At 42.9% G+C, this 24,426-nt stretch carries 21 protein-coding genes and 1 tRNA gene; 9 read left to right on the top strand and 13 right to left on the bottom strand.

Going from position 1 to position 24,426, the window contains the following annotated elements; translation table 11 throughout:
• Window positions 1-28 precede the first annotated feature (28 nt).
• Window positions 29-934 carry a protease HtpX gene (gene htpX, locus MWG72_RS01360; protein ID WP_004280540.1) on the top strand — a complete coding sequence of 302 codons (906 nt, stop codon included), beginning with the start codon at window positions 29-31 and terminating at the stop codon, window positions 932-934.
• Window positions 935-1,014: 80 nt separating this feature from the next.
• Here htpX and MWG72_RS01355 read toward each other — a convergent pair whose 3' ends face one another.
• From MWG72_RS01355 to MWG72_RS01335, 5 genes are all read right to left on the bottom strand, one after another.
• Entirely contained in the window at window positions 1,015-1,596 is a 582-nt protein-coding gene (locus tag MWG72_RS01355) for a DUF4112 domain-containing protein (RefSeq protein WP_247143075.1), read from the bottom strand.
• Between the two features lie 74 nt (window positions 1,597-1,670).
• Window positions 1,671-3,011: a magnesium transporter gene (gene mgtE, locus MWG72_RS01350; RefSeq protein ID WP_004731854.1), complete on the bottom strand. Its 1,341-nt coding sequence runs from the start codon at window positions 3,009-3,011 to the stop codon at window positions 1,671-1,673.
• 160 nt (window positions 3,012-3,171) lie between these two features.
• Window positions 3,172-6,300, bottom strand: coding sequence for an efflux RND transporter permease subunit (locus MWG72_RS01345; protein ID WP_247143074.1), 3,129 nt, complete (start codon window positions 6,298-6,300; stop codon window positions 3,172-3,174).
• A gap of 172 nt (window positions 6,301-6,472) precedes the next feature.
• A complete protein-coding gene (locus MWG72_RS01340; protein ID WP_247143073.1) occupies window positions 6,473-9,568 on the bottom strand; it encodes a multidrug efflux RND transporter permease subunit in 3,096 nt (1,031 codons plus the stop codon).
• Window positions 9,569-9,825: 257 nt separating this feature from the next.
• Window positions 9,826-11,427, bottom strand: a complete 1,602-nt coding sequence (locus tag MWG72_RS01335; protein WP_004280550.1) for an isocitrate lyase — start codon at window positions 11,425-11,427, stop codon at window positions 9,826-9,828.
• Window positions 11,428-12,089: 662 nt separating this feature from the next.
• On the opposite strand from MWG72_RS01335, the gene MWG72_RS01330 reads away from it, so the two are divergent.
• From MWG72_RS01330 to MWG72_RS01320, 3 genes are all read left to right on the top strand, one after another.
• Window positions 12,090-13,079, top strand: a complete 990-nt coding sequence (locus MWG72_RS01330) for a LysR family transcriptional regulator (RefSeq protein ID WP_247143072.1) — start codon at window positions 12,090-12,092, stop codon at window positions 13,077-13,079.
• Window positions 13,080-13,206: 127 nt separating this feature from the next.
• Window positions 13,207-14,529 carry a polyamine export protein PaeA gene (paeA, locus tag MWG72_RS01325; protein ID WP_004280552.1) on the top strand — a complete coding sequence of 441 codons (1,323 nt, stop codon included), beginning with the start codon at window positions 13,207-13,209 and terminating at the stop codon, window positions 14,527-14,529.
• 66 nt (window positions 14,530-14,595) lie between these two features.
• Window positions 14,596-14,874: a hypothetical protein gene (locus MWG72_RS01320; RefSeq protein WP_004645748.1), complete on the top strand. Its 279-nt coding sequence runs from the start codon at window positions 14,596-14,598 to the stop codon at window positions 14,872-14,874.
• 41 nt (window positions 14,875-14,915) lie between these two features.
• On the opposite strand, the gene MWG72_RS01315 is transcribed toward MWG72_RS01320, so the two are convergent.
• Window positions 14,916-15,422, bottom strand: a complete 507-nt coding sequence (locus tag MWG72_RS01315) for a hypothetical protein (protein WP_004280554.1) — start codon at window positions 15,420-15,422, stop codon at window positions 14,916-14,918.
• 174 nt (window positions 15,423-15,596) lie between these two features.
• Here MWG72_RS01315 and MWG72_RS01310 point away from each other — a divergent pair, with 174 nt between their 5' ends.
• The 3 genes from MWG72_RS01310 to MWG72_RS01300 all read left to right on the top strand — a co-directional run bounded on the left by MWG72_RS01310 (window position 15,597) and on the right by MWG72_RS01300 (window position 17,359).
• On the top strand, window positions 15,597-16,325 hold the full coding sequence (locus MWG72_RS01310) for a hypothetical protein (RefSeq protein WP_247143071.1): 729 nt from the start codon (window positions 15,597-15,599) through the stop codon (window positions 16,323-16,325).
• A gap of 170 nt (window positions 16,326-16,495) precedes the next feature.
• Window positions 16,496-16,581 (top strand) — tRNA-Leu (locus MWG72_RS01305).
• Window positions 16,582-16,672: 91 nt separating this feature from the next.
• Window positions 16,673-17,359, top strand: a complete 687-nt coding sequence (locus tag MWG72_RS01300; protein WP_247143070.1) for a hypothetical protein — start codon at window positions 16,673-16,675, stop codon at window positions 17,357-17,359.
• 30 nt (window positions 17,360-17,389) lie between these two features.
• Here the strand turns inward: MWG72_RS01300 and MWG72_RS01295 are convergent, their stop codons facing one another.
• The 5 genes from MWG72_RS01295 to rlmE all read right to left on the bottom strand — a co-directional run bounded on the left by MWG72_RS01295 (window position 17,390) and on the right by rlmE (window position 22,135).
• Window positions 17,390-17,704: a DUF5713 family protein gene (locus MWG72_RS01295; protein ID WP_064096325.1), complete on the bottom strand. Its 315-nt coding sequence runs from the start codon at window positions 17,702-17,704 to the stop codon at window positions 17,390-17,392.
• Between the two features lie 107 nt (window positions 17,705-17,811).
• Window positions 17,812-18,663 (bottom strand): dihydropteroate synthase, encoded by an 852-nt coding sequence (gene folP, locus MWG72_RS01290; protein WP_247143069.1) that lies wholly within the window; start codon window positions 18,661-18,663, stop codon window positions 17,812-17,814.
• A 78-nt stretch (window positions 18,664-18,741) separates the two neighbouring features.
• The gene (locus MWG72_RS01285) at window positions 18,742-19,356 is read right to left on the bottom strand and encodes a GNAT family N-acetyltransferase (RefSeq protein ID WP_247143068.1); all 615 of its coding nucleotides are present in this window, start codon (window positions 19,354-19,356) and stop codon (window positions 18,742-18,744) included.
• Window positions 19,357-19,462: 106 nt separating this feature from the next.
• Complete coding sequence (gene ftsH / locus MWG72_RS01280) at window positions 19,463-21,352, bottom strand: ATP-dependent zinc metalloprotease FtsH (protein ID WP_247143067.1); 1,890 nt, start codon at window positions 21,350-21,352, stop codon at window positions 19,463-19,465.
• 132 nt (window positions 21,353-21,484) lie between these two features.
• Complete coding sequence (gene rlmE, locus MWG72_RS01275; protein WP_004645756.1) at window positions 21,485-22,135, bottom strand: 23S rRNA (uridine(2552)-2'-O)-methyltransferase RlmE; 651 nt, start codon at window positions 22,133-22,135, stop codon at window positions 21,485-21,487.
• A gap of 195 nt (window positions 22,136-22,330) precedes the next feature.
• On the opposite strand from rlmE, the gene yhbY reads away from it, so the two are divergent.
• Together yhbY and MWG72_RS01265 are read left to right on the top strand one after the other, a co-directional pair.
• Window positions 22,331-22,654, top strand: coding sequence for a ribosome assembly RNA-binding protein YhbY (gene yhbY, locus MWG72_RS01270; RefSeq protein ID WP_247143066.1), 324 nt, complete (start codon window positions 22,331-22,333; stop codon window positions 22,652-22,654).
• A gap of 11 nt (window positions 22,655-22,665) precedes the next feature.
• Window positions 22,666-23,205, top strand: a complete 540-nt coding sequence (locus MWG72_RS01265; protein WP_004280571.1) for a DOMON-like domain-containing protein — start codon at window positions 22,666-22,668, stop codon at window positions 23,203-23,205.
• Between the two features lie 148 nt (window positions 23,206-23,353).
• On the opposite strand, the gene MWG72_RS01260 is transcribed toward MWG72_RS01265, so the two are convergent.
• Window positions 23,354-23,575, bottom strand: coding sequence for a hypothetical protein (locus MWG72_RS01260; RefSeq protein WP_004280572.1), 222 nt, complete (start codon window positions 23,573-23,575; stop codon window positions 23,354-23,356).
• 102 nt (window positions 23,576-23,677) lie between these two features.
• On the bottom strand, window positions 23,678-24,166 hold the full coding sequence (locus tag MWG72_RS01255) for a hypothetical protein (RefSeq protein WP_044109436.1): 489 nt from the start codon (window positions 24,164-24,166) through the stop codon (window positions 23,678-23,680).
• Window positions 24,167-24,426: the final 260 nt, after the last annotated feature.

The following is a 24,426-nucleotide window of genomic DNA, read 5'->3' as shown; positions in this document are numbered from 1 at the left end:
TATTTTTCTGTAATAAGAGGATTTCTCAATGATGCGGATTGGTTTGTTCTTGCTAACCAACCTCGCGGTACTGGTTGTAGCTGGCATTATCTTGTCACTCTTCGGTGTCGGTAGTTACCATGGCGCAGGTGGCTTGAATCTAGGCAACCTGTTGGTCATCTGTTTTGTGTTCGGTATGGTCGGCTCAATGATTTCCCTGTTCATGTCTAAATGGATGGCGAAAAAGACCACGGGTACTGAACTGATTGACCCGAATGCACCTCGTAACCAAGCTGAAGCCTGGTTGCTCCAAGAAGTTGCACAACTTTCTCAGCGTGCGGGCATTAAAATGCCGGAAGTGGGTATTTTTCCTTCTTACCAGTCGAATGCCTTTGCCACTGGCTGGAACAAAAACGATGCTCTCGTTGCGGTATCAACCGGCTTGCTTGAGCGTATGAACAAAGACGAACTTCGTGCTGTATTGGCGCATGAAATCGGTCACGTTGCCAATGGTGACATGGTCACTCTGGCACTGATCCAAGGCGTAGTAAACGCCTTCGTGATGTTCTTCGCACGTGTCGCGGGTGATTTTATTGACCGCAATGTCTTTGGTCGTGAAGAAGGTGAAGCACCGGGTATTGCCTATTTCGTGATTACTATTGTACTGGATATCGTGTTCGGTATCTTGGCGTCGTCGATTGTGATGTGGTTCTCTCGTCATCGTGAATACCGTGCTGATGAAGCAGGCGCACGTTTGGCAGGTAAACAAGCCATGATTTCAGCATTACTGCGCTTACAGGCAGAATCTGAAATGCCAGATGCCATGCCGAAAGAAATGAAAGCATTTGCGATTTCTGCGGGTAAAGAAGAAGGCTTTAGCCTTGCTGCATTGTTCCAGACGCATCCAAGCATCGAACAGCGTGTCGCTGCATTGCAACAACTTGATTGTGCTTAAGTAAAACTTGAGTTTTGATTCAAGAAAAGCCTGCAATTGCAGGCTTTTTTATTGGATTTAATTATTTTTTAGCTAGCCTATCATTGGCTGAACCATTGATACAGCGCCATAGCACCCCACCCGATCGCGAAGATAAATAAAATCAGGAATAAAGTGCCTAAAATATCCGGAATATGAATCCAGATCCAGGCCACCACAGGATTGCGCCAGAATCCAGATTGCTGTTGCTTGCGTTCCAGACTTTCATGCAAAAATGGATGCACCACATGTCGATCGCTATTAATCTGATATTCCTCGCGAATATGCAGGTGCACGACATCGAGCGCTTTGCGACTGGGCCGAATAAAAATATCAAAGACCGTGCCTGCCACCGGAATAAATCCTACTACCGCATCGATCGCCGCCATTTTCATCACCGGATTGAGTTTGGCACTCGGAACCCCGATCTGTTTGGCCTTATGAATGGCATAACAGGTCAATACAAAACCGGCAATATCTCCAGCAACCGGAATCGTACTCAAAGCTGCGTCTGCCCCCACCCCTTGCTTGGTAAACGGAATACGCACCACGGAGTCCATCATATTGGCAAACTTGGCCAGATCACGTTCCAGACGTATCACCTCTTGTTGGCTTAATTTTGGTTTTTGTCCAGACTCAGGCATAAGTTATTCCAGAAATAATGCTGATTTTCTTGAGCATAAAGTATTTTTTCTAGGCTGATGTATCAATCTGTGAATTAAAACAATAATTTGGAAGCAACGAATAAATACAGAATCACACCGGTAGCATCGCAGATAGAAGTCACTAACGGCGCCGAAGCACTGGCAGGATCAAGTTTGAGTTTATTTAAAATAAAAGGCAGACTCATGCCGATCAGGCAGCCCGTCAACACAATCCCGAGCATACTGATGGCCAGCACCACAGCTACCATAATATCTCCCCGAATATAACCCAGAATGGATACCGCAATCGCCATAGTGCCGCCTAAGCACAGCGCCACCAAAGATTCGCGACTGAGCAAATTAAACCAATCCTTAAATTCGACATCGCCTGTGGCCAAGGCACGCACCATCAAGGTGGCTGATTGCGAACCGGCATTCCCGCCACTACCCACCAAAAGCGGTAAGAAAAATACCAACACGATATGTGCGGCAATGATCTCTTCAAAGTGTGCAATGCCGATTCCCGAGAGCAGACTGCCAAAAACCAGAATGACCAGCCAAAAGACCCGCTTCTGATACAGGGTCAAAATCGGGGCAGTTTTAAGGCTCAATTCAGTCAACGGTGTCACTGCACCCGACTTTAAAATATCTTCAGTGGTTTCGGCTTCGACAATGTCCATAGCATCGTCATAAGTAACAATTCCTAAGAGTTTTTGCTGTGCATCAACTACAGGCAGAGCAATAAAATCATAATAGGCCAAGGCTCGAGCTACAATTTCCTGATCATCTGTTACCTGAGCAGAAATGACGTCACGTTGCATCACCTCGGCAATGCTCAGCTCAGGTAAGGCCTGTATGATCTGCCTTAAGGAAATCACACCGATCAGCCGTTCTTCTGCATCGACAATATAAATCAAATACAGGGTTTCCTGCCCGGCGGCCACCACACGTAAAGCCTGTATCGCTTCATCCATGGTTAAATCGGGTGAGAGCGTCACAAAACTTGAGCTCATCATGGCACCCGCTGTACCTTCCGGATAGATGGCCAGATCTTTGAGTGTCTGCTGGGATTCTTCAGATAATGCGCTCATCAATTGCAGCTGTAGCGGCGGCGAAAACTGCTTATAAATATCGACAAAATCATCAGAGGGCATTGCGTCCAGAATGGGAACAAGTTCTGAAATGGATAAGTACTTTGTCACGTTTAACTGCTGCCCTAGGGGCATAAAGGCATAGACCAAGCTTGATTCATTCAGTTGCCTTAAAATTTGGGCCTGTTGCCGAGCATCTAAACGACTTAAAATGCGCGCCTGATCGGCGACATTCAGCTGACTGAGTAAGCCTACAGCGATGTCGTGATTTTCAGAATGTAATTGTTGTTGGATATGCTGGATTTTCTCTGAAATTGTCGGCATAAGCAGCTCATTATAAAAGTCTGGCATTCAAGAGATGTTTGTCCTGATCCCTGTATCCTAATTTTTCATGTGAATAATTTTAATGATCATGCTGCAATATGACGATATTTTTTGTATAAATCAATTCCTCGATATTTAGCCAGAAAAAAGCCTGCCTGAGTCAGGCTTGTTCACTTTCTAAAGATGGATGCTCTATCACCACTGATTTAGAAACCGTTTTTTTAACCATCAGACCACGGATCAATACATACATAAAGGGAATAAACAGCAGTACCAGTACAGTGGCAAATAGCACCCCACCAAAAACACTACTGCCAATCTCCTGCCGGCTGATTGCACTGACACCGGTGGCAAACATCAAAGGCAGTACGCCCGCTGCAAATGCAATGGAAGTCATGACAATAGGACGCAAGCGTAAGCCCGCAGCCATTATCGCGGCCTGAACCGGAGTATGACCTGTCCGCTCTGCTTGTGCAGCAAACTCTACAATCAAAATTGCATTTTTACAGGACAGACCGATAGTCGTCAGCAAGGCGATATGAAAGTAAATATCGTTCGCAAAACCAAACCAGACACAGAACAGAATACTTCCTCCCACGCCCAGAGGAATCGCGGTCAACACCACAGCAGGAATCGTCCAGCTTTCATAGAGTGCCGTTAAACATAAGAAAATAAAGGCAATCGAAATTAGATACAAGAAAATAGCTTGCCCACTGCTACGTTTTTCTTCTAAGGCGGCTCCACTCCAGGCCAAATTTACTCCGTCTTGTTCATCGACTAAAGCTTCGACATCTTGCATGGTTTGACTCGAAAATTGATCTTTGGGAATACCTGCATATACAGGCACGGCGTTATAGCCCATATAACGGTTGATACTATTCGGTCCACCTTGCCAATTCAGCGTAGTGAATTGATTAAACGATAACATTTCGCCTTTGCTATTACGGACATGCCAATGTGCCAAATCTTCAGGTTTAGAACGGAACTCCGCTTCGCCTTGCATGATGACCCGTTTGATTTGCCCACGATCAATAAAGTCGTTGATATAAGTACCACTCCAAGCCGCAGCCAACGTACTATTAAAACTTTGCTGAGGTACGGCATATTTGAGTAAACGTTCTACATCCAGTTTAATATTCAGCTCGGCACTTTCTTTGGGTACATCAAGTTGTAAATATTCAATCGATGATTTTGCTTTGGCACGGGTTTCAATCTCAGAGAAGGATTGCTGTAAAAACTCGCTGCCCCGTGAATCTAGATCTTGTAACCAGAAGTCGACCACACGTCCATTACTTGACATAGAAGGCGCCATAAAGAAAATCTGGGCATTGGCATGATTGGCAAAGTGCTTTTGTGCACGATCTACAATGGCAAAGACGGTATCTTCAGGATTTTTACGCGCTGCCCAGTCCTTTAATACGACAAAAAGCTGACCACGATAAGGCCCAACTCCAACATTGTTTCCACTATACCAAATCCCAATGCTCTGGATGCGCTCAGATTCATGCTGCATTAAATAGTCTTGGACTTCACGCCCGACTTTTTCTATCTCAGAACGTGGTGCATTACCCGGCATCACAATTTGACCCATGACAAAGCCCATATCTTCCGTTGGCATCAAGCCTTCGGGCAAGGTTTTATAAAGCCAGCCAAAGCCTAAAACACATATACTAAATACAGCCAACATCGTCATTTTAAACTGCATGCTACGTGCAGAAAGCTTTTGGTAATGCATGGTGAGCTTATCCATGCCACGATTAAAACGCTTTGCCCATTTTGGTTGATGTGGTTGACGCTTTAGCAGTTGCGCTGCAAATGTAGGGGTGATGATAAGTGCTACCAATAAAGAAAGTAGCATTGCCACGACCAACGTGATGGAAAACTGACAATAGATGACCCCTGTCATACTGCCAAAAAATGCCATGGGAATAAATACAGCCGTTAAGACCAACGTAATCCCGATCAATGCACCGCTAATTTCCTTCATTGACTTTAAAGCTGCAGCCTGAGCATCCAAATGTTCTTCATGCATCAAACGTTCAATGTTTTCCACGACCACAATGGCATCATCGACCAGCAGGCCAATCGCCAAAATCAGGGCAAACAAGGTAAAACTGTTTAAGCTCATTCCTAATACATACAGCACCGCAAATGTGGCTAAAACTACAATCGGAATCGTGACTGCAGGAATAATAGTGGCGCGCCAGTTTTGCAGGAAGATAAACATCACCAAGACTACCAGTACCATCGCTTCAACCAGAGTTTTCGCGACTTGTTCAATTGAACTGGTAATAAATGGGGTTTTGTCCATGGTCATACGTAATTGATAATGTGCAGGCAAATTGGCTTGGGCATTTTTCAATACCGTTTGCATCTGCTCTGAAACCGCAATCGCATTACTCCGTGGCGCCAATTGAATCGATAATGCAGCGGATAAATGACCGTTGGTATAATTTAAATGGTTATAACTTTCTGCCCCTAAGTCAACACGTGCGACATCTTTCAAGTACAGTACTGAACCTGAATCTGTTGTTTTCACAATAATTTTTTCAAATTCATCAATGCTACTTAAACGTGATCCTGCACTGACCTTGGCATTCATGTATTGATCTTGTGCTGTCGGTAATCCACCAATAGAACCTGACACAAGTGGTGCATTTTGTGCCTCGACTGCATTGCGAATATCACTCGGCATCAGATTAAATTGGCGTAGTTTATGTGGATTGAGCCAAATGCGCATCGCATAGCCTGCGCCATAAAGCTCCACCTCACCCATTCCCTCAATACGGGAAAAACGCGGTTCGACATGCACCATTAAATAGTCAGCAAGCTCTGTCGGTGTCGCCTTCCCTGATTCATCATATAAACTCAGTAATGCAAATTGATCATAACCTTGTTTATAAACAGCCACTCCATTTTGCTGGGTTTCTTCAGGCAATCGACTTAGCACACCATTGACCGCATTTTGCACTTGCAACAGTGCCTGATCGAGATCCACGCCTTGCTCAAACGACAGGGTCAGATTTGCACGTCCCACGCTACTGTTGGACTGAAAGCTTTCCAAACCTTCAATGCCTTTTACCGCTTGTTCTAAAATTTGCGTGACCGATTGCTCAACGGTTTCCGCAGATGCACCACGATACCCCGCAGAAACCCCTAACGCAGGTGCGTCCATATTCGGCATATGCTCAATGGGAATTTTTTGCAGTGCAAAAATTCCTAATACCATCATGATAATGGCAATCACGGCTGCAAATTTAGGTCGATAAATAAAAAAGTGTGACAACATGAATAAAAATCCCCATCAGATGCATTCTCACGACACATTCTTGTATGAATAGATGATTTTTATAGCAATTTTCACACCATGCTGAAAACGCAACCAGTCATTGGACGAGTTTTGGCGATAAAAAAATCCCCGTATAAACGGGGATTTTTCAGCTCTAGAGTTTTCCTTTATTTTAAGCACGCGATTTTTTGATGATGAGTCGACGAATTAAAACATACATAAATGGAATAAAAATCAGCACCAGCAATGTTCCAAAAATGACACCACCAAATACACTCACACCAATTTCCTGACGACTCACCGCACCAGCGCCTGTAGCAAAGACCAGCGGTAAAATCCCTGCGCCAAAGGCCAAAGAAGTCATCAAAATTGGACGTAGACGTAAAGACGCACCTTCTAGTGCGGCTTCTACTACCGATTTACCTTGTTGCTGCGCTAATGAAGCAAATTCCACAATCAGAATGGCATTCTTACAGGACAGACCAATGGTAGTCAGCAAGGCAATCTGGAAATAGATATCATTCGGGAAACCAGCCAGATAACTGAAAATAATATTGCCGCCAATCCCGAGTGGAATAGCTGACATCACGGCGGTTGGAATGCTCCAGCTTTCATATAAAGCCGCCAGACAAAGAAAAATAAAACCAATTGAAATCAGATACAGCCAGATCGCCTGATTATTGGACTGTTTTTCCTCGAAAGAAAGACCGCTCCAGACCACATCCACCCCTTCCTGCTCGGCAACCAAAGCTTCCACATCCTGCATGGCCTGACCGGAACTGCTATCTTTAGCCCGATCCGCTTCCATTTGCAATGCGGTATAACCCATAAAGCGGTTGACCACTTCAGGGCCACCACTCCAGCCTACTTGCGAGAAGTTGCTGAAAGGCACCATCTGATTCTGGTCATTGCGCACATGCCACTGTGCCAGATCTTCCGGCTTAGAACGGAATTCAGCATCACCCTGCATAATCACCCGTTTAATCCGGCCGCGATCAATAAAGTCATTGATATAACTGCCTCCCCAGGCACTGGATAAAGTACTGTTGATTGCCGATTGGGTCAGACCGTTGGCCATGGCCTGCTTCTGATCAATATTGACACGTAGCTCTGCTTTGTCAGGATTAGAACGTTTACCCAGATTTTCAAAGCTTGTATAGTTGCCCGCCCGAGCTTCCAGCGCTTCAAATTGCTGTTCCAGATATTGCCGGCCATTGCCATTGATATCTCGAATCCAGAAATCCAGACCATCGGTTTGTCCCAGACCATTGACTGAAGCTGGCATGGACACATTAATTTGTGCATTGCGATTACTCTGGAAATGCTTCAAGGCACGTTCACGAATCGCTTGTGCAGTATTGTTCTGACCGGAACGCTCATCCCAATGTTTTAATGCCACAAAACCGGTCGCCAGATTCTGACCAGTTCCAGAGAAATTTCGCCCATAACGGATCATCACCAGATTGACATTGGCTTGTTCCTGATCCAGAAAATACTTACGGACTTCCTCTCCGATCTGAATGGTATTTTTCATCGGGGCGCCTTCCTGCAATTTAATTTGCAAGCTTAAGATCCCCTGATCCTCACTTGGTAAAAAACTGGTTGGCAAAGCACGATAGAACAGCGCAAACACACCGATCAATCCGGCAAACAGCAGCAAACAGATCGCCTGACGCTGAATCGTGAGTTTAGACAAATTCAGATAATGATGTTTTAAATGATCCAGTTTCTGATTAAACCAGGACGCCCATTTTGCCGGTTTAGGATTCGGTTTTAGGATAAGCGCGCACAATGCTGGGGTTAGAATCAATGCCACCATTAAAGACAGCGACATGGCCGCAACCAAAGTGATAGAAAACTGGCGATAGATCACGCCAGTCGATCCACCAAAAAAAGCCATTGGAATAAAGACTGCGGTTAAGACCAAAGTAATCCCGATCAGTGCCCCACTAATTTCCTGCATGGATTCCAGGGCAGCGTCTTTGGCGGACAGTTGCTTTTCATGCATCAGCCGTTCCACGTTTTCCACCACAACAATCGCATCATCTACCAACAGGCCGATCGCCAGAACCAGCGCAAATAAGGTTAAGGTGTTGATACTCATACCCAGTGCATACAGCACCACCATCGTACCCAAAATCACCACTGGAACAGTCACGGTAGGAATCAAAGTGGCACGCCAATTCTGCAAGAAAATGAACATCACAATGATGACTAAAATCACTGCTTCGATCAGGGTTTTGACCACCTCTTTAATTGATTCTTGTACAAAAGGCGTATTATCACGCGGGTAAGCAATTTTATAGCCTTCAGGCAATTGCTGGGAAATACGGGCAATTTCAGCTTTAATCAGATTAGAGGTGGCAATGGCATTGGCACCTGACGCCAGTGAAATACCCAGACCAGCCGATGGATAACCATTATTGGTACTATAAGATTGATAATTTTCAGCACCCACTTCCACCCGCGCAATATCTTTCAAATAAATAAAGCTGCCGGCACGATCCGATTTGACAATAATATTCTGGAATTCTTCCACGGTTTTTAGCCGTGAACCTGAAGTAACTTTGGCATTCAGGTATTGCTCGTCTATGGCTGGAAGATCACCAATCGCACCTGCAGCGACCTGGGTATTCTGGGATTCTATTGCGGCACGCACATCACTTGGCATCAGGTTATATTGTTTTAATTTTGCCGGATTCAGCCAGATTCGCATCGCGTATTGTGAACCAAAAACATCAACCTCACCAATGCCTTCAATCCGGGAAATGTCCTGTTCCAGATGGGTCATCAGATAGTCGGAAAGTTCAATATTGTTGCTGCGCCCCGACTCATCATACAGGCTAATCACCATATGAGTATCGCCAAGCGATTTAAAGACATTAACACCTTGGCGTTGCACATCTTCCGGTAATCGGTTGAGCACGCCATTAATCGCATTTTGTACCTGCACCTGTGCGGTATCTGGGTCGGTGCCATTTTCAAAACTAATGCTGACCCGGCTGCGTCCTGAAGAATCACTACTGGAACTGAAATACAGCAGATGATCAATGCCTTTGATTTGCTGTTCCAGCACTTGAGTCACGCTTTCTTCCACAGTTTCCGCAGAAGCGCCGCTATAAGTTGCTGCCACCGTTATCCTTGGCGGGGCAATGTCCGGATAACGTTCCACTGGCAGGTTCATTACTGCGAACAGGCCGATTGCCATGACAACAATCGCCAGTACCCCAGCAAAGATCGGGCGGTGGATAAAAAATTTAGACAGCATAAGTCCGGGTCACTTTTAATTAAATAAGGGTAAATTGATGCAGAACATAAGCATGCTATATCCAAATATTCAGTGACATAGCACTAGAATGCAAGAATTAAACACATAAAAGCTGCGATAAAAACCAATCATGGAGAAATTATGGATAATCCCTCTTGAGCACGTTCTTGAGATTGCTCTTCCCTATTTATTAATAGCATTTTTCCAAACAAAAAACCCTGCAGATGCAGGGTTTTTTGGTGAATCAATTAAGCGGATTAAGCGCTGAACTGGTTCATTGTGTTTTTAGAATCATCACCAGCTTTCAATGCATTGTCACCAGCGAAGATTTCTTTGTGGTCATCACCGATGTCAGAACCAGCCATTGCTTGGTGTTTAACACATGCGATACCGCCGCGGATTTCTTTACGTTGTACGCCAGCAACATAAGCCAACATACCTTCAGTACCGAAGTAACCTTGAGCAAGCTCATGAGTAGAAAGTGCAGCTGTGTGGTAAGTCGGAAGTGTGATCAAGTGATGGAACACACCCGCTTCACGAGCAGCGTCAGCTTGGAATGTACGAACTTTTTCGTCAGCTTCAGCAGCCAGTTCAGTTGCATCGTACTCAGCGCTCATTAACTTAGCACGGTCGTAAGCAGAAACGTCTTTACCTTCAGCAACCCAACGGTCATACGCTTGTTGACGGAAGTTTAAAGTCCAGTTGAATGAAGGCGAGTTGTTATAAACAAGTTTCGCATTTGGAACTGTTTCACGTACACGGTTAACCATGTGAGCGATTTCAGCAACGTTAGGCGTCGCAGTTTCGATCCAAAGCAAGTCAGCACCGTTTTGTAGGCTAGTTACACAGTCAAGTACAACGCGGTCGATTTGCGTGCCTTCACGGAACTGGTATAGACCAGAAGCAAGACGTTTAGGACGGTGAAGTTTACCATCACGCTTGATCAGGATTTCGTCTTCTTGCGCTTCTGAAATATCGATTTCAGTTGTGTCTAAGTAGCTAATGTATTGAGAAGCGATGTCGCCTGGCTCTTTAACCACTGGGATTTTTTGAGTCAAGTCAGCGCCTTCAGAGTCAGTACGTGCAACGATGATACCGTCGTCAAGACCCATTTCAAGGAATGCATAGCGAAGAGCGTGGATTTTCGCGATGAAGTCTTCGTGTGGAACTGTTACTTTACCAGCTTGGTGACCACATTGTTTCGCGTCAGAAACCTGGTTTTCGATTTGTAGTGCACAAGCACCCGCTTCGATCATTTTCTTAGCAAGAAGGTAAGTCGCTTCTTCGTTACCGAAACCAGCGTCGATGTCCGCAATAATTGGCACAACGTGAGTTTGGAAGTTGTCGATTTGTGAAGTGATTTCAGCTGCTTTAGCAGTGTCGCCCGCTTCTTGTGCTTTTTTAAGGGCACGGAACAAGTCGTTTAATTCTTTCGCGTCAGCTTGACGTAAGAAAGTGTAGATTTCTTCGATCAATGCAGGAACAGAAGTTTTTTCGTGCATTGATTGGTCAGGAAGTGGACCGAATTCTGAACGAAGCGCTGCAACCATCCAACCAGAAAGGTAGATGTAGCGACGTTCAGTTGTACCGAAGTATTTTTTGTTCGCAATCATTTTTTGTTGCGCGATGAAACCGTGCCAGCAACCTAGTGATTGAGTGTATTTGCTAGAGTCTGCATCATAAGCAGCCATATCACGACGCATAATTGCCGCTGTATATTTCGCAATGTCTAAACCAGTTTTGAAACGGTTTTGAAGTTGCATACGCGCAGCATCTTCAGGACTGATGTCTGCCCAAGTGTTACCGAATTTCGCTTTTAATTCGCGGATTGCATCAATCGCTGTTTGGTATGTAGTCATGATATATTCCTGTAATAATATTAGGATTTTTCTGCAACGAACCGCTCAAATCACACCCTCAATGACTTGTTCAGATTTTCGACGATCCGTTGGGATAGCTAAAGATTAGTGGGCTTATGAAAATTAATCCAATAGTCTGCAAGAATCTTCAGTATTTATTTAAAAAATGAGTAGATCAAAGTCTTAGTACGATCTTAATTAATTAAATTAAATCGCTGTTTTATATATATTTATTTAAAAATAAAAATGAATAAAATTTCCGCATGTTGCTTAAAAATAATTCATTAGACTTAAGTCTGGATATGGGTTTTATGTCCTTTTATTTTTAAAAAATGCTGATCTTTGATGATTTATTCAACTCAAGGAATTCTTGATTTAGTTTACTTTTCACTCAAATCTTGAATGCAAGAATAGCTTTTATGATTTTCTTTTAAAGCGAAAAGAGGGCTTTCATCCCAATCTATAAAAAAGGCTAAATGATGGTCCATTTAACGTGCATCTTTTTTCTTATGTACACTGTAAATAATAGAGTCTAAGCCTGTGTTAATTCTGTAAACTTTATCAGTGAGCACATGGCTTTTTTTCATCGGCGCTTTACACAAGGCTCGGCAATTATGGCATAATCATCATAATTTCTTGTATTTATTCTCGGTATTTCTTTTATGAATCTGGAGCGGGTCGATCTCAATCTATTAATTTATCTTGATGTACTTCTTCGCGAAAAAAATGTCACACGTGCAGCAGAACAATTGGGTGTTACCCAACCTGCCATGAGTAACATCTTACGCCGATTACGCAATTTATTTAATGATCCCCTCCTGATCCGTTCTTCTGAAGGCATGACCCCAACCGAACGTGCCTTAGAATTACAACCACGTATTCGGGATGCACTGGCTGACTTGTCGATGATTCTGGAACCACGTACCGAGTTCCGTCCTTATACCTCAAATCGTGTGTTCCGGATCATGACTTCGGATTATGCGGAAGCAACGCTGGTTCCGCGTCTGGTCAAAGCCTTACGTTCAGAAGCACCGAATGTGGTATTGGATTTTCTGACGCCAAGTGACGTGTCGTATCGTGACATGGAACAAGGCAAGGTCGATCTGGCAATTAACCGCTTTAATGAGATTCCGCAAAGTTTTCATCAGGTTCTGGTCTGGCGCGACAGCTTTTCTTGTCTTTTAAATAACAAGCATCCTGCCGCAAGCAACCTGAACTTAAAAAGCTATTTGGATGCACAGCATATCTGGGTTTCTAAAACCGGTATGGGTGTTGGCTTCGGGGTAAATCCTGAAAAACAGGCCGGTTTAGGCTGGATCGATCAGGCTTTAGAACGTATTGGCCAGAAACGTAAAATCTCCGTCTTTACCCGTCACTATCAAATGCCGGGATTATTGGCTGCCAATGTAGATCTGATCGCAACACTGCCTTCACGCATCGCACGTCTGCAAGCCAAGAATCACAATTTAATTCTCAAAGACCCTCCGTTTTATATTCCTGAATTTGAATTGAAAATGGCATGGTGTCCTTTATTGCATCATCATCCGGCGCATCGCTGGTTACGTCAGCTGATTTTATATGTCGCCCGCCAGATGATTGAAGAAGAAAACCGTGAATTCCTGAGCAATAATTCTCAATTTTCACATTATTAAACTCAAAATCTTCTAAATTCTTATTTTTTAAGATTATACTTCGAAGACTTGAGATGTCATTGTTACACCTCAAGTCTTTTTTTGTGTTAAAAATATCCCAAGATACTATTCATCCACAGGTGGATTTGTGAGCCTCTTACAAAATATTGTGATTATCTTAATACTCATCACGGGGGCCGGTTTTTTATCTTTAACTGAAATCGCCCTCGCTGGTGCCCGTAAAGTCAAACTCAAAATTCTGGCTGAGTCGGGTGATCATCGCGCTCAAAAAGTTTTAGATCTACAAGAAAATTCTGCAGACTTCTTTGCAGCCTCCCAAATTGGTTTAAATGCAGTTGCCATTCTTGGTGGTATTTTAGGTGAAGGTGCCTTCCGTCCTTATATTTATAATTTTGTTTCCCGCTTTTACCAAGGACCTTGGGCTGACAATATCAGCTTTGCGCTTTCCTTTACGGTCGTCACTTCATTATTTATTTTATTTGCAGACCTGATGCCGAAACGTCTGGCCATGATTGCGCCAGAAAAGATCGCAGTCTCAGTCATCGAGCCAATTCAGATTTTCATTAAAGTCTGCAAACCTTTGGCTTGGTTTATCAATGCGATTGCCAACATGCTGTTCCGTCTGTTTAAAGTAAATACTATTCGTGATGACAATATTACTTTTGATGATATTTCTGCAGTGATGGATGCCGGTGCACAGGCAGGCGTGCTCCAGAAACAGGAACACCATTTCATTGAAAACGTATTCGAGCTGGAAGAACGTAACGTGCCTTCGAGTATGACCACACGTGAAAATGTGGTGTTCTTCACCTTAAATGAACCGGAAGAAAGTATTCGGCAAAAGCTGGCGGAATACCCCTATTCCAAGTTTCTGGTATGTAGCAATGACATTGACAGTGTGATTGGCTATGTCGACGCCAAAGACATTCTGGTGCGTATTCTGAACAACCAGTCGCTGCTGCAACTCAATGAAAATACCATCCGTAATGTCCTGACTATTCCTGACACTTTGACCTTATCGGAAGTTCTGGACCGTTTCCGTTCCACCAAGGAAAAGTTTGCCGTCGTCATTAATGAATATGCGCTGGTCGTTGGCGTGATTACCCTTTCTGATATTATGATTACCGTGATGGGTGACTGGGTGACGCCTATTGAAGCAGATCAGCAAATTATTAAACGTGACAATAATTCCTGGTTGATTGAAGGCAGCACGCCGATTGAAGACATCAAGCATGCGCTTGAAATTGATGAAATGCCTGATGATGAGAACTATGAAACCATTGCTGGCTTCATGATGTATAAATTACGCAAGATTCCACGTCCTGCAGATGCCGTGATATTTGGTGCTTATAAGTTTGAAGTGGTGGATGTCGATCATTTTAAAATTGACCAGTTGCTGGTGACCCGCCTAATCGAAACCAATTCAGTTATTCAAGAAGAATCAGATTAATCTGGTTCTTCTTTTTAGCCCTCTATTCAAAAAATTATTCTAATAAAAAAATCCATAAGGTGAGTGATGAATATTTCTGCATTATTGGCATGTCTGTTTTTTTATTCAGCCCTGTATTTGTTTTACTTCTTCTTTGCCAAACAACAGAATCCCCTGCTTTTACTCGCAGCCATCATTCTGATGGTTTTAACAGTTTTCATTATTCCCTACCCGCATGAACGTCGCCGTCAAGGTTTCGACTCGACCTTGAGATTTGGAGAGTATTTTTATTGGCCATTAATCACGTGGTGGCGTTTATTTATTCTGCCCATCAGCTGGCTGATTGCACTGATATATCGTGATTAAAAAAGCACCTTTGGGTGCTTTTTTTTAGATCTAGTTATAGCTTAGATTTTTGCTAATAAAGCCTCAAGAACGGCTTGATAGTGAATCTGGATATCATCTTCTAAAATTTTGTAGGCATTATCGAATTGCACCATTGGCCAGCCTTCTTTCCAGAATGGGAAAATATTATGCAGGTCATGGGTGACAATGGCATCTTCACGCACAATTGCTTGGGCAATTTGTGACAGCACTTGCGCAGTTTCAGCGCCATCAATCGCCATATAATCAATACCGCGCGCTTTTAAAATACGGATTCGGTCTTTTTTATAACGGATTTTTTTGATTTGTGCTGCATTCAGACCCAAAGCCAAAGATACGGCTTCGACAAATTTGTCTTCAAATGACTGATTCAATGCTACTAAGGCTGCTTTATGCGCTTCCTGACGACCAGCTTTACCACCCTGACGAATTGCTGCTTGCGCCTCAGTATTTAGCTCATCCTTTTTCATACTTTGCAGGATGTCTAAAATTTCGATGTCGCTTAACGCCTGAGGAGATTGATCAGTCATAAACTGTCCTTAAAAAAATAAATCTTGAATCGGCTATTTTCGCATAATTCGTGGCTAAAAAATCAAAATCTTCATGATTAAAACAGCGCTACGACCTGAAACTGCATTTCTTCTGCGATTTTGCGCAAAATCGACTATAGTGCTTCATCTATATATTAAATTAATCTCTGGATGATGCCCACTACGCAAGTGACTTTGTTGCTGCAGCAACTTAAGCGCCAATATCCGACTGCATTTAAAGGAAATTACCTGTTTTACAGTCAGATTAAAATCCGTGGAATCTGGGATAAAGCCAAGCTCTTAATTCCTTGGGTCTTGGCCGCCATGATTTTTGTTCCCATCAGTTTGATGTTAGGAGATCTGGTACAGCAATCTTTTGTGCAAATCAGCGAATTTCAGGCGCAAAGTTATGCCATTTTGGCCATTTTGTTGTTCCTGATGTTGAGTCTCACCTTGATTCTGCACCAGATTCAGCATTCTTCTTATTCACTGTATCAGTTATTACGGCATACTCCGATCAAGATGGCTATTGTGATTCTATTGCAAGCCTTAAATCTGGTCTTTATGCAAAGTAGTTTGCTGATGTGGAGCTTATTCTTCTTTGGCGTGAGCTTTGGCTTTGTGCGCTTTTATCGGGAAAATTTATTCAAGGAAAATAGCAAAAATACTGAGCACTATCAGCTACAACAATTACGTAAAATCTGTTTTTGGGCTTATAAACAGACCTGTCTGATCCGACTAAAATTACGTTTTTATTCAAGCCATGATCCTCGGCATGCCGAACTAAAACAGCAATTAAATCACTTTGCCGGGTTATATACGCGGCTACTGAAATATGAGCATCAATATTGTAAAACGATCAAGCATCTAGATGTCGACAGCTATCTGGATGAGAATTCATAGTTCCCTCTATCATTTTTCATTGGTCGTCTTAAAGATCTGCAAATATTGACTTTTAAAAAACGTTGATTTGCTGGTTTTTAGAATAGAAGCTACGGAATTGCTTGAAAAGAAAGCAATCATTTAGAAATTTGCTTGCCAAGCTTTATTTCGTCCTCTATTATTGCGCACATGCCCGAGTGGTGAAATCGGTAGACACAGGGGATTTAAAATCCCCCGCCCACAAAGCGTGCCAGTTCGAGTCTGGCCTCGGGCACCATTTTAATATTTATTAAAATGGTGCAATAAAAAATCCAGCATTAGGCTGGTTTTTTTGTGCCTGCATTTTATTCTTTTAACGCGAAATCCCCATGTCAGAATTAAAACACTTCGATCTCGCTACATTACAATTACGTCATCCAGACGCTTTTTTCCTGAAGCTGCGTTATAGCCGCTTTAAATTTAATGCCCTGCAAAATATCCAGTTTGTTCTCGCGATTAATTTACTCTCTCTTCTGATCTGTGTAGCCTGCAGCATCAGTTCAGTATTCCTGGAATATTATTTTTTCAAGAATGCCACGATTGCCTTTAATGTCACCTTAATTGTGCTGATGGCACTACTCTATCCCTATATCTGGCATGCACAATATCAGGCGCAATTTAGTTCCAAAGCCTATAGTCAGCGTTTGCAAAACTGTCTCTATATGCAAATTCCAATTTTTCTGAGCTTATTGCTCAACCTTTATCTGATTCATTCGGATGTACTGGTCATCATTAGTATGATCATTTTAGCGATTTCTTCCTTTGGGGTGGTCATCCTGGAACCTTTATTTAAAAGTTCCTGTAGTGCGATTGACCAGATCAGGTTGCAGAAACTCCGACAACTGGCTTTTTGGGCTTATCAACAATCCAAATCAAAAACACCACAACAGATTCAAGGTCAATCGAATCTGCAGGCTTATTACCAAAACCTTTATCAGCAATGCATGAATGAAGAGCAACAATTACTCGGCTCAATTCGCTTTAATAGCTTTAAAGATTATTTCAACAGACAATAAAAAACCCTGCATCTGCAGGGTTTTCTTAAATCACCATTCACGATTGGTAATCAGTTCTTCCATTTCAATCTCGAACAGGCCGTGCTCTTGCACCACCATCATCATGGCTTCGGCAATATAATCTGCAGCACTATCATCCAGAGATGAATCCAGATCTTCAAACTGAGGTTTCATGACATTAATATCAGCCACAGTCAGATTGGCAAGCTGATAAATTTCTTGATCTGACAAACCTGATTTAGCAACTTTTTGGGCAAAACGTTCGATGTGCTGCTTGATTTCAGCAACCAGAATATCGGGATAATATTCATCATCGAACATGGGGAGAAGTAAATCTGCAAACATACAGGCACTCTAAAGGATGACTATCTAATCTAAGCGTGCCTATATAGCATATTGTTGCTTAAAAGCCAAACAACATTGCTAATATAGGGATTTCGCAGCCTCGCTTTCTAAGCCATTTGCATGGCTTGCCAGACTTTAATCGCATCGGCTGTAGCCTTAACATCGTGCGCTCGCACCATACAGGCACCCTGCTGAATACTCAGTAAATGTGCTGTTGCAGAGCCTACTGCCCGCTCTTGCGGTGCTGCACCATCTAGCACTGTCCCGATAAAGCGTTTACGAGATAAAGCAGACAAAATCGGATAGCCCATTTCTGTCAGTTTATAAAACTCTTGCAACAGCTTGAGATTTTGCTGGGCATTTTTAGCGAAACCAAAACCCGGATCAATCATGATATTTTCCGCTTTCACTCCCACATCCAAGGCATCCTGAACACGTTGAGATAACTCGCGAATCACATCGGAAGTGACATCATCATATTGATCCAGATTGTTCATGGTAGTCGGTTCACCACGCATATGCATGATGATGACCGGAATATTCAGCTCTGCTGCAGTCTGCAATGCATTCGGCCGAGTCAAAGCACGGACATCATTCCAGATATGCGCTCCGGCCTGAACCGCTGCACGAATCACTTCCGATTGCGACGTATCAATTGAGAGAATAACATTATGTTTGGATAAAGCTTCAACAACAGGCACCACCCGACGAATTTCTTCTTCCACTTCTACCATTGCGGCACCTGGACGGGTCGATTCACCGCCAATATCAATTACGGTCGCGCCTTCAGCGATCATTTCCAGTGCGCGGGCAACTGCATCTTCTTTTTGATTATGCCGACCACCATCACTAAAAGAGTCTGGGGTGACATTGAGAATCCCCATCACATGCGGCTGGGATAAATCCAATTTTAAATCACCAAATGTCCATACATGTGGTAACAAAGGCATCAGCTGCATGATTCAATACTCACTCAAAATAACCCCGATATTGTCTTATGGATCGCTGAATAAAGCAAAGTGGAATAAGGCTAGGACCTAGATTTCGAAGTAATTGTTTTGGGAATATTGCATCAGTTTAGTTTGTAATAATGCTTTCACATCTGCCCATTCACTTTCTAAAATACTATAGATGTAGCTATCTCGAATAGTCTGTCCATCTTTACGTAGCATATGACACCTGATAATGCCATCTCGCTTGGCACCTATTCCTTCAATCGCTTTTTGGCTGGGAAGATTCAAGTGATCAGTCCGAAAGCCGACCACCTGAGCATTTAAACTTTCAAAAGCATGTCTTAACAAAAGATATTTACAGACGCGATTTACATAGGTTCTGTGATAGCGCTTGGCATACCACGTAAAACCAATTTCAAAACGTGGAATTTCCGCCTTAATATCATGATAACTGGTGGTTCCAATTGCTTGGCCGGAGTTTAAATCGATGACAGCAAAAGCCATCCTTTCACCTTGAGCTTGCTGTTCAAAGGCCTGAGAAAAATATTTTTTTAAGTTATGCAGATAAGGCACTGAGTTATATAAAATCTCGCCTAAATTTTCTTCAGCGCATGCGATGGCTAAATCAGAAAAATGTTCCCAGCTCAACGGTTCAAGACGAAGCTGGTAAACACTTGACTCCAGAACAAGCATATTCATTTTTGTTTTTCTTATTCATTTTTAATAGCTCAATATAACATTCAAAAAGATATGACAAAAATGACAAGCATAAAAAAACCACCCGAAGGTGGTTTTTTTATTGAACTTAGTTCGCTGGCAATGGCGGAGGAGTCAACGGACCATCATCTGGGGTTACATCAATCACAGGATTTTCCGCAACATAGACTTTTGGTGGCTGAGGCTCACGACCTTCCATGATGTCACGAATTTGATCACGATCAATGGTTTCCCATTCCATCAAGGCTTTCACCATCGCATGGGCAATATCTTTTTTGCTTTCCAAGATATCGCGTGCGATTTTATATTGCTCATCTAGAATTCGACGAATTTCACGATCGACTTCCAGTTGTGTGGTTTCCGAAATACTGCGGCTACCAATACTGCCCATGAAAGATTGCTGTGCATCTTCTTCATAGACCATGACACCGAGTTTTTCCGACATACCATATTTGGTCACCATCGCACGTGCCATTTTGGTTGCACGTTCGAAGTCATTTGAAGCGCCGGTCGACATCTGGTTAATGAAGACTTCTTCAGCAATACGGCCACCAAACAAAATCGAAAGTTCATTCAACATTTTGTCTTTGTAATGGCTGGTCTGGTCAAATTCAGGCAGCTGCCAGGTAACACCTAAAGCCCAGCCACGTGGCATGATTGTCACCTTATGCACAGGATCTGTACCTGGCAAGCTTTCAGCAACAATCGCATGCCCTGCTTCATGATAAGCCGTCGCACGACGCTCTTCATCACGAAGTACCATCGATTTACGCTCAGGACCCATATACAGCTTGTCTTTTGCATCTTCAAAGTCATGCATATCGACGGTGTTTTTGTTACGGCGTGCAGCAAATAAAGCAGCTTCATTCACCAGGTTTGCTAATTGCGCACCCGAGAAGCCCGGTGTACCACGTGCAAGAACTTTAACATCCACACCTGTCACTGAAGGCAATTTTTTCAAATGTACATTCAGGATTTGTTCACGACCTTTAATGTCTGGCAAACCAACCACAACTTGACGGTCAAAACGGCCTGGACGAAGAAGTGCTTTATCCAGTACATCTGCACGGTTGGTTGCAGCAATCACGATAATGCCTTCATTGCCCTCAAAGCCGTCCATTTCAACCAGCATCTGGTTCAGTGTCTGTTCACGTTCATCGTGACCACCACCAGTACCTGAACCACGATGACGACCGACTGCATCAATCTCATCAATAAAGATGATACATGGCGCATGACGTTTCGCCTGTTCGAACATGTCACGAACACGGGATGCACCGACACCGACAAACATCTCAACGAAGTCAGAACCTGAAATACTAAAGAATGGAACTTTCGCTTCACCGGCAATGGCTTTGGCAAGTAGGGTTTTACCCGTACCTGGAGGACCGACCATTAACACACCGCGTGGAATACTCGCACCCAGACGTTTAAATTTGGTTGGATCTTTCAGGAAATCTACGATTTCAACGACTTCTTGCTTGGCTTCGTCACAACCAGCAACATCAGTGAAAGTGACTTTAATCTGGTCTTCAGACAGCATTTTGGCTTTAGATTTACCAAAACTCATTGGGCCGTTTTTACCACCTGCACCGCCACCCATGTTGCGCATAAAGAACATGAATAACAAAATGATTAAAAGTACCGGGAAACTTGCAATAAGCAACTGCATGAGCAAGCCTTGACGTTGTGGTGCTTCACCTTCAACCACAACATTATTTTTAATCAGGCTTGGCATCAGTTCAGGATCCTGAACTGCCGGACGGATACTTTCAAACTCTGAACCGTTCGATTTTTCGCCACGGATTCTTTCGCCGTCAATCACAACTTGTTTAATTTGGCCAGCATTGACCGCGGCAACAAACTCTGAGTAGTTCATTGTAGTCGGTTGATTGCGGTCACTGACGTTGCTGAAGATTAACACCAGCACACCCAGTATCACGAGCCACAATACGGCATTCTTAAAAAGATCGCTCAAAGCTTTATTCCCATTCCAATCTAATTTGATCATGCCCTGTTCAGGGTGACCTTAATACTTAAGCTGTAAATCAACTTACAATTATCTGAAAACGTACAAAATGCACAATTTTTAACGACTTGGCAAGTAGACTTATTTTAAAGCCTTCTTACGTCCCTGCCCGATCAGGAAAACTTCCTTGGAGCGAGCACGTGATGCCAAAGGTTTAGATGTTTTCAGAACATCAAAACTATCAACCACTTGCTTACGGAATTCGTCAAAACCTGAACCTTGGAAAACTTTTACCACAAATTGACCTTTGGGGCCTAGCACCTTATTGGCAAAATCCAGTGCAAGTTCACACAAGTAAATCTGACGCGGTTGATCTACAGCCTTATTACCTGATGTATTGGGGGCCATATCTGAAATTACAACGTCTACAGTACGACCATCTAAAATTTCTAACAATTGCTGGAAGACTTCTTCTTCACGAAAGTCGCCTTGCAAGAAAGTCACATCAGGTAATGCATCCATTGGTAAAATGTCAGATGCAATCAATAAACCCTTGTCACCGACTAGCTTACCTGCGATTTGTGACCAACTCCCGGGAGCTGCACCCAAGTCGACTACGGTCATGCCGGGTTTGATGATCTTGTACTTTTCTTGCATCTCTAAGAGCTTATATGCTGCACGCGCACGATAGCCGTCCTTTTGTGCCTTTTTCACATAAGGATCGTCTAAATGCTCTCTCATCCAATCACGACTACTTTTAGATAACTTTTGGTTGGTAATGCGTGTAGCCATAACTCTCTAAATAAAAAAACGTCTAATTATTAATTGTACGTGAAAAAGACATATTTTGCAGTATACATGTGTATCTAAATCTAGGAGTTTTGCTCGTTATGAAGAGATATTGGAAATGATTATTTCCTGATAATTTAAAGCGTTTGTTTTTTGCTTTTGCTATACTAAGCCGTTTTAAAATTCAGGTTATCTCTCATGCCGTCTTTATCTATTCAGGAACGTAAGCGTTTACGTCAAATCGGACATGCTTTAAACCCGGTCGTTATGCTGGGTGACAAAGGCCTGACTGAAAATGTCATCGAAGAATTGGCGCGTGCTTTAAACGATCACGAACTGATTAAAGTAAAAATCGTAGCTGAAGATCGTGAAGCGCGTGCAGCATTGATTGCTGAAATTTCAGAAGCGACTGGTGCCGAAGTAGTTCAAACTATTGGTAAAATTGCGCTGCTTTACAAGAAAGCTGCGAAACAAAACCAAAAATTGTCCAACCTTGTCCGTTTCGCTCATCTGTCTAACTAAGTACAGGACTTATGGCAAGTTACGAACTTAGCGCATTTGATCGCCGTTTTCAGGCCATCTCTCTGGTTGCCGCCATTGAACAGCAAGGCCCATGCAATTTAAATGTGGGCTTCTGGATCCGTGATCCCAATCAGTACATCTTGTGGCCCGACATGGTGACGGCACATCCCCGTCAGGATTTCCTGTGGGAACAGACCTGCTTTGAAATTTTTATTGGGGTTCAGGGCGAAGATTTTTATCGTGAGATTAATCTTTCCCCTTCTCAGGCCTGGCAGGCTTATCAATTTGAAGAATACCGTTATCCTGAAGATATGCCCCCCCAAGCTGCGGATGATATTGAGCTGAATCAGCTCAAACGTACGCATTATGGTCTCAATGTCAGTGTGGATCTGACTGATTTTATGGCAACACATAAACTGAAATGGGAAAACTTGTTCCTGGGTTTATCTGCTGTTTTAAAAACCTCACAAGGTGATCAATACTATGCCATGCAGCATAGTAGTCCTCAGGCAGATTTTCATAACAAACGTGACTGGTTGCATGTATTTTAAATAGATTGACGCTGTGCATCAGCTATTTAAAGTGTAACAGGCGAATAAAACGTGAGACTTAAAGTCTCACGTTTTTGTTTATTGCTCAACAATGATTGTTCCTCTGTATAATTATTTTAGATTTTTTATTGTTTTCAACGTTCATATTTTAATGATGTAGATGATGCTGCTCCTGAATAGATTTCACAGCAGCATAAAGAATAAAAGCAAAAGTAATGATCATCAGAAGAATGGTCCCAAACACCAGTCCCAGCACTCCCAAACATAATACGATTACACCTAGATAAAGTATGCGCCCCAATCCGCTTTCCAGATTCAGTAGCATGATCAATATCAGTAAAATAAGTACACCTACAAAATGCTGTTGCATCGTGACCCCCTTTAATTGTTATTGTGAGTCCGTTTTGCTGCATAAAGACAAAGGAGAACATTTGATTGTTCTCCTTTTAAAATAGCGGCCTTTCAGCGCAGCCTAACTTTTCAGCTCAGGACTTTTGTCCGAGCTCTCTGTTTTCACCACGGGTTTGACTTTTTTCAGTACTTCAATGGTACTGTCCTTAGAACGTTTAAAAGTATCGGTCAGATGTTCCTTATGCTTGGTCGAAATCTGACTGACATCCTCTTTCAACTCTTTACCCAGATTAGATAAGTCTTCGAAGACAGCGTTGAATTCTGTCTTGATAAAGCTTTTCAGTTCAGTTAATTCTTTCTGCGAACCGAAAATCTGCTCCTTCAAAGTATCAATACGCTGTAACACCTCCTGCTTAAATTGACGCAATTGTTCCTGCACAGTGTCGCTTAACTGCTTGGCTTCAACTTCAAGCTTTTCCTTACTTTCCTCGATGGTTCCAATTGCCTGATCTTTAGCCTCGACTGCTACTTTTTCAAGCTTCTCGGCAGTTTCAGTGACCACGCTCGGAGTGATTTTTTTAGATGTAGTAGATTTAGGTGCTGTAGCCATTTGTCTTGTTCCTATTGTTATATCGACTAAGCTATATTAGTAGATTTGATAAAAATTAAGATTTGATTTGTCTGACAATTATTAATTGCTTACATTTTTTCACCTTGCTTACAAAACAGACTTCCATGCAAAAAGCAAGCCATTTATCTCATACTTTCGCTGCAAAGCCGTTGGACTTTAGGGGTCATTCTGCGTATAATGCCGTGTTAAGTTCAAGCGAGCAGACATAGGAGGGTAGGTTTAAAAAATAGCCTTCCTTT

The organism is Acinetobacter lwoffii (assembly GCF_022967985.1).
GTDB lineage: Bacteria > Pseudomonadota > Gammaproteobacteria > Pseudomonadales > Moraxellaceae > Acinetobacter.
This window is presented reverse-complemented; position numbering and strand designations above follow the sequence as displayed.

Bases quoted from the DNA above. Each gene is read 5' to 3' on its own strand.
- htpX (WP_004280540.1), top strand. From the start codon at position 29: ATGATGCGGATTGGTTTGTTCTTGCTAACCAACCTCGCGGTACTGGTT.
- MWG72_RS01355 (WP_247143075.1), bottom strand. From the start codon at position 1,596: ATGCCTGAGTCTGGACAAAAACCAAAATTAAGCCAACAAGAGGTGATA.
- mgtE (WP_004731854.1), bottom strand. From the start codon at position 3,011: ATGCCGACAATTTCAGAGAAAATCCAGCATATCCAACAACAATTACAT.
- MWG72_RS01345 (WP_247143074.1), bottom strand. From the start codon at position 6,300: ATGTTGTCACACTTTTTTATTTATCGACCTAAATTTGCAGCCGTGATT.
- MWG72_RS01340 (WP_247143073.1), bottom strand. From the start codon at position 9,568: ATGCTGTCTAAATTTTTTATCCACCGCCCGATCTTTGCTGGGGTACTG.
- MWG72_RS01335 (WP_004280550.1), bottom strand. From the start codon at position 11,427: ATGACTACATACCAAACAGCGATTGATGCAATCCGCGAATTAAAAGCG.
- MWG72_RS01330 (WP_247143072.1), top strand. From the start codon at position 12,090: ATGAATCTGGAGCGGGTCGATCTCAATCTATTAATTTATCTTGATGTA.
- MWG72_RS01320 (WP_004645748.1), top strand. From the start codon at position 14,596: ATGAATATTTCTGCATTATTGGCATGTCTGTTTTTTTATTCAGCCCTG.
- MWG72_RS01315 (WP_004280554.1), bottom strand. From the start codon at position 15,422: ATGACTGATCAATCTCCTCAGGCGTTAAGCGACATCGAAATTTTAGAC.
- MWG72_RS01310 (WP_247143071.1), top strand. From the start codon at position 15,597: ATGCCCACTACGCAAGTGACTTTGTTGCTGCAGCAACTTAAGCGCCAA.
- MWG72_RS01300 (WP_247143070.1), top strand. From the start codon at position 16,673: ATGTCAGAATTAAAACACTTCGATCTCGCTACATTACAATTACGTCAT.
- MWG72_RS01295 (WP_064096325.1), bottom strand. From the start codon at position 17,704: ATGTTTGCAGATTTACTTCTCCCCATGTTCGATGATGAATATTATCCC.
- folP (WP_247143069.1), bottom strand. From the start codon at position 18,663: ATGCAGCTGATGCCTTTGTTACCACATGTATGGACATTTGGTGATTTA.
- MWG72_RS01285 (WP_247143068.1), bottom strand. From the start codon at position 19,356: ATGAATATGCTTGTTCTGGAGTCAAGTGTTTACCAGCTTCGTCTTGAA.
- rlmE (WP_004645756.1), bottom strand. From the start codon at position 22,135: ATGGCTACACGCATTACCAACCAAAAGTTATCTAAAAGTAGTCGTGAT.
- yhbY (WP_247143066.1), top strand. From the start codon at position 22,331: ATGCCGTCTTTATCTATTCAGGAACGTAAGCGTTTACGTCAAATCGGA.
- MWG72_RS01265 (WP_004280571.1), top strand. From the start codon at position 22,666: ATGGCAAGTTACGAACTTAGCGCATTTGATCGCCGTTTTCAGGCCATC.
- MWG72_RS01260 (WP_004280572.1), bottom strand. From the start codon at position 23,575: ATGCAACAGCATTTTGTAGGTGTACTTATTTTACTGATATTGATCATG.
- MWG72_RS01255 (WP_044109436.1), bottom strand. From the start codon at position 24,166: ATGGCTACAGCACCTAAATCTACTACATCTAAAAAAATCACTCCGAGC.